Consider the following 1,286-nt stretch of genomic DNA (forward strand, 5'->3'; position numbering starts at 1 on the left):
GCCTCGGTCGGGTTGGCCCAGCCGCCGTAGATGCCGACGATGACGACGGCGAACACGCCCATGACGGGCAGCACGGCCAGGGTGGCGGTCAGGCGCTCGGCCCAGCTGTGCTTGGCGCTGGCGGGGCCGGCCTTGGGGTCGAGCGTGACGATCAGCTTGATGACCAGCATGTAGCCGGTCATCGCGATCAGGCCCGGCACGACGGCGGCCATGAACAGCTTGCCGATCGACTCCTGGGTCAGCACGGCGTAGATCACCAGCGGGACCGAGGGCGGGATCATGATGCCCAGGGTGCCGGCGGCGGCCAGGGTGCCGGTGGACAGGCGACCCGAGTAGCCGTGGGCCTTGAGCTCGGGCAGCGCGACCTGCGCCATGGTGGCGGCAGTGGCCAGAGACGAACCGCAGATGGCGCCGAAGCCGGCGCAGGCGCCGGTCGAGGCCATCGCCAGGCCGCCCTTCCAGTGGCCCATGAAGGCCGCGGCGAAGCGGAACAGCGCCTTGGACAGGCCGCCATGGGTGGCGAACTGGCCCATCAGCATGAACAGCGGGATCACCGCCAGGTCATAGTTGGACAGGCGGGCGTAGGCCAGGTGGTTGAGCGTGAACAGCAGGGCCGAGGAGTCCCAGTCGTTCATGGCCATGAAGCCGACGCTGCCGCCGATCAGCATGCCGATGCCGACATGGATGCGCAGCGCCAGCAGCACCAGCAGGCCGGCGAAAATCGAAAGACCAATAGCCATGCCGCTCATTTGTGGGCTCCAACAGCGGTGTTCAGGGAAAGCCGGGCGCGGTAGAGCGCGGCCAGGGTCAGCAGGGCGAAGCTGGGCACGAGCAGCAGCACGGGCTGCCAGATCGGGATCAGCAGCAGGGTCGAGACTTCCATGTTCTCGTAGCACTCCTCGACGTAGAGGGCGCTGCGCCAGGTGATGATGGCCGAGGCGATGGTCAGCAGCAGGTGGGCGATGACGTCGAGGGCGGCGCGGGCGCGCTCGCTCATCCAGGTGGTCAGGGCGTCGACCTTGATGTGGTTGTCGTCGAGCTCGCAGACGGGCAGGAAGGCGGCCGAGCCGATCGCCGCGCCCATCATGAGGAGCTCCATGTCGCCCTCGATCGGGTGCGAGAACAGCTTGCGCCCGACGATGGAGACGATGGACATGATGACGAGGGCGACGAAGACCATGCCGCCGGCGAGTGCCCACCAGGTGATCACGGTGTCGAGCAGGCCGGCCAGGCCGGTGCGCCTGGGCGCTGGCGCGTCCAGGTCGTCAGGAATGAGTTCTGCCATG

The 1,286-nt window shown here is 68.0% G+C and carries 2 protein-coding genes; both read right to left on the reverse strand.

Translation table 11 applies throughout. The annotated features are described in order from the left end of the window. A partial coding sequence (locus C6P61_RS13710; RefSeq protein ID WP_146115060.1) for a TRAP transporter large permease occupies positions 1-749 on the reverse strand: 749 nt, incomplete at its 3' end. Continuing rightward, positions 746-1,286 (reverse strand): TRAP transporter small permease (locus tag C6P61_RS13715; protein ID WP_105730495.1); only part of this gene is annotated, 541 nt, incomplete at its 5' end. The genes C6P61_RS13710 and C6P61_RS13715, both read right to left, overlap by 4 nt.

The sequence above is a fragment of the Malikia spinosa genome, assembly GCF_002980625.1.
Lineage (GTDB): Bacteria > Pseudomonadota > Gammaproteobacteria > Burkholderiales > Burkholderiaceae_C > Malikia > Malikia spinosa.